The sequence below is a fragment of the Candidatus Methylomirabilota bacterium genome, assembly GCA_027293415.1.
Classification (GTDB): Bacteria; Methylomirabilota; Methylomirabilia; order Methylomirabilales; family CSP1-5; genus CSP1-5.
On the sequence record JAPUFX010000088.1, the window covers coordinates 1 to 3,192 of the forward strand.

Below are 3,192 nucleotides of genomic sequence, written 5' to 3' on the forward strand. Positions count from 1 at the left end.
CGGTGACAGGGCGAATGAGGCCCCGGGGAAGGGCACGATGGGTGGTCCGGGGGTTCAAGGCATCCAGGTCCATGTCCACGAGCCGGTTGACCGCCATGGCTCCGGTCCTGGCCCCCACCATGGCCACGAGGATCCAAAAGACCTTCTCCCATTTCGGGATCCCCTGGGCGGCCAGGATCGCCCCTGTAAAGGCAAAGGGAAGTGCGAAGATGGTATGAGGGAACTTGATCAGGTTCAGAAAGACGACGAGCTGATGGAAAAGACCAACGGTTTTTTGCTTTTCACCCACTCTCGACGACCTTTCTTCCTTGGTGTAATGTCACTATTCCGAAGCTGAGGGGCAGATAGGAAACCTCAAATAATCCTGCTTCCTCCATCAGGGCCCGCAGCCCCTCGGGCGACGGGAAACCATCCACGGACGTCGGAAGATACTCGTAGGCTGCCCGGTTACCCGATAGCAGACCGCCAATGCAGGGTAGGATTCGATGGGAGTAAAAGTGGTACAGGGATCGGCAGAGGGGTAACGAGGGGGTCGAGAACTCCAAGATCACCGCTCGCCCACCCGGTTTCAGGACCCTGGCCATCTCCCCGAGTCCCCGCCGCCAATCGGCAACGTTGCGAATCCCGAATGCCACGAAGGCCCCGTCGAATGATTCGTCGGGAAAGGGGAGCAGCTCGGCCGGCGCGGCCACAAAGCGGACATGGTCTGCCACTCCTGCCCTCCGGGCTTTCAGCATGCCACGGATCAGCATTGGCTCACAGTTGTCCACGGCGATCACGTGAGCACCCGGAACCTGCCGAATGATCTCTAACGCCACATCGGCGGTTCCCGCGCACAGATCCAGGGCTCGTCCTCCCGAGGGAACCTGTCCATGGGTCACCGCCGCCCGGCGCCAGTAGACGTCCCGACGGAGGCTCAAGAGCCGGTTGATCAGATCGTACCGGTGGACGATGGATGCGAACATCCGCCGGATCTCTTCGCGCTTGACCCCGGCGAGATCAGACCCCATAGCGTCAATCTCTCATTACCCCTGCAACGGTTCGATCCAGACCTTTTCGATCCTCATATTCAGGGGCAAGGGGTGGTACGGCTACCGTGAGGTGATTCCTGCGGACAAGCTGGCATGATTTGAAAGTCTTTCAAAGAGTGGCAGCATCACCAGCGCAATGGTGTCCCCTGCAATGATGCGGCAACTCCGGCGGGTTGTGTCCGGGCTCCTTTGCCCTCAGCGGGACCCATCACCGGCCGAACGGCTGAGAGCAGCCTCCACCCGCTCCAGGACGACGTCGCAGAGCTTGAAATGAATCCCCAAGGGTTCGGTGATGGTCCAACGCACCTCGGGATGTCTGGCCGCTGCCTCGGCTACCAGCCGCGGGACAGTATCGTTGTAGTGGTCCCCAGGGGCCAGGAAATACGGGTGCACGATGACCTCCCGGGCCCCATCGGCCACACAGGCATCAAACCCTTGCGAAACGGTCGGCTCTGCGATTTCCATGTGGGCATAATGGACCGTGTCAAAATCAGAACGGTCCCGGATGATCTCGGCCACCTGGACGAGAACGGCATTGGCCTGTTCCCGTCGGCTTCCGTGATCCACCAGCAACAGCGCGCGTTTCATTTTTCTGCTCCCGTTGGCACGAGACACCTCGATTTGAGGCGATGCCGAGTTACCACACAGACCCCCGTGGTCAATCCTACTCCAGAAGCCCAATCCCCGCAAGGACGTCCCACGACAACACGCCGGCGAGTAGTGCCTTGCCCATCAACCTCTGGGTATCACAATTGTAAAAAATCTGGATACCTGCGAGGGGTTGACACCCCTGGCACAGCGGTACATAATCTAGCCCCCTACACGTGGGTGCAGCAACACCCCAGGTGCGGACGGTCAGGAAGGGACATTTACATTGATGCCGCCCGGCGCAACCGTTCAGGATGAATAAAGCTGGAGGAATTCTGAGTGTCAAAGCCGTCTTTGGGACACCATGCCGGCGGGGAGCCCGCAACTGAGAGGCCCCCGGTCCCGGAACCGACTTACGCCCAACGGGCACGCACACTCGTGCACGTGAGCCGTATCGGCAGCCTCTCGACCCTTTCCCGAAAACATTCGGGCTGGCCGTTTGGCTCGCTAATGCCCTATGGGCTTGACGATCGTGGCCGGCCCATTCTCCTCATAAGCCACATGGCCATCCATACACAGAACATGACTGCTGACTCCCGCGCCAGTCTCCTGGTGACTCAGCCCCACTGGAGTGGCGATCCACTCGCGAGTAGTCGACTCACCCTCATGGGCAATATTTCGCCTCTCCCAGAGGATCAGCTCGAACAACAGCGTGACCTCTACCTGGCTCGATACGACAACGCGAAATATTGGGTGGACTACGAGGACTTTGCCTTTTATTGCATGGAGGTCCTCGACGTCTATTTCGTCGGCGGCTTTGGCGTGATGGGTTGGGTGTCCGCTGAGGAATACGGTCTGGCCGAACCCGACCCATTGGCCGCCGTCGCTCCAGGAATTATCGAACACATGAACTCCGACCACGCCGATTCCCTGCTTCTGTTAGTCAGGGTTTTCGGCGGCATCGACGCCGACGAAGCGATGATGACCTCCGTGGACCGGCTGGGTTTTCACGTGCGGCTCAGAAAGGGTGATCGCGTTCATGGCGCTCGCATCCCGTTCACCCAAGAGGTGAAAAGTGTGCAGGAAACGAGGAGGGTTTTGGTGGAGATGGTCGAAGACGCGCGACAACGGGCTTGATTCGAGTCCAGACACCCCCTAGAATCCCCTTCTCACAGCTATGGAGGCGCACCATGAACCTATCCAAATTCGTTGTCGTTCCCTCGAGCTTTCTGATGGTGACTCTCGTGGCCCTGTCCGGATGCGCGACATCCGCTCCCAAAGAGGCAGTTAAGCTGGTCTCGCAGGTTGAGGAATCCCGACGAGCGCTGCAGGTCGCCGAAGCGCAGATCCGAAGTGCCCTTGATACCGCCAACTCGCTTGGTCAGACAGAGGGCGGCAGCCTCCAATCTGATTTCCAGCGGCTCAACAGTGAGATCGAACTGTCCAATGAAAAGCGGGACGATTTCGGCAAGCGTGTCGCCTCGATGGACAAAACCAGCGCCAGTTACTTCACAGCTTGGGCTGCAGAACTCGACAAATACGAGACCGAAGAGTTCCGTACACGGAGTGAAGC

General features: G+C 59.1%; 5 protein-coding genes. 2 read left to right on the forward strand and 3 right to left on the reverse strand.

Going from position 1 to position 3,192, the window contains the following annotated elements:
• From O6929_06805 to O6929_06815, 3 genes are all read right to left on the reverse strand, one after another.
• A partial coding sequence (locus O6929_06805; GenBank protein ID MCZ6480095.1) for a UbiA family prenyltransferase occupies positions 1-289 on the reverse strand: 289 nt, incomplete at its 3' end.
• Positions 282-1,010, reverse strand: a complete 729-nt coding sequence (gene ubiE / locus O6929_06810; GenBank protein ID MCZ6480096.1) for a bifunctional demethylmenaquinone methyltransferase/2-methoxy-6-polyprenyl-1,4-benzoquinol methylase UbiE — start codon at positions 1,008-1,010, stop codon at positions 282-284. The genes O6929_06805 and ubiE, both read right to left, overlap by 8 nt.
• A gap of 216 nt (positions 1,011-1,226) precedes the next feature.
• Positions 1,227-1,619 (reverse strand): hypothetical protein, encoded by a 393-nt coding sequence (locus O6929_06815; protein MCZ6480097.1) that lies wholly within the window; start codon positions 1,617-1,619, stop codon positions 1,227-1,229.
• 339 nt (positions 1,620-1,958) lie between these two features.
• On the opposite strand from O6929_06815, the gene O6929_06820 reads away from it, so the two are divergent.
• Positions 1,959-2,756 carry a DUF2470 domain-containing protein gene (locus O6929_06820; GenBank protein MCZ6480098.1) on the forward strand — a complete coding sequence of 266 codons (798 nt, stop codon included), beginning with the start codon at positions 1,959-1,961 and terminating at the stop codon, positions 2,754-2,756.
• A gap of 53 nt (positions 2,757-2,809) precedes the next feature.
• Positions 2,810-3,192: DUF2959 family protein (locus O6929_06825; protein ID MCZ6480099.1), on the forward strand; the 383-nt coding region annotated here is incomplete at its 3' end.

Excerpts from the sequence above, each read along its gene's own strand:
- O6929_06815 (MCZ6480097.1), bottom strand. The coding sequence starts at position 1,619 with ATGAAACGCGCGCTGTTGCTGGTGGATCACGGAAGCCGACGGGAACAG.
- ubiE (MCZ6480096.1), bottom strand. The coding sequence starts at position 1,010 with ATGGGGTCTGATCTCGCCGGGGTCAAGCGCGAAGAGATCCGGCGGATG.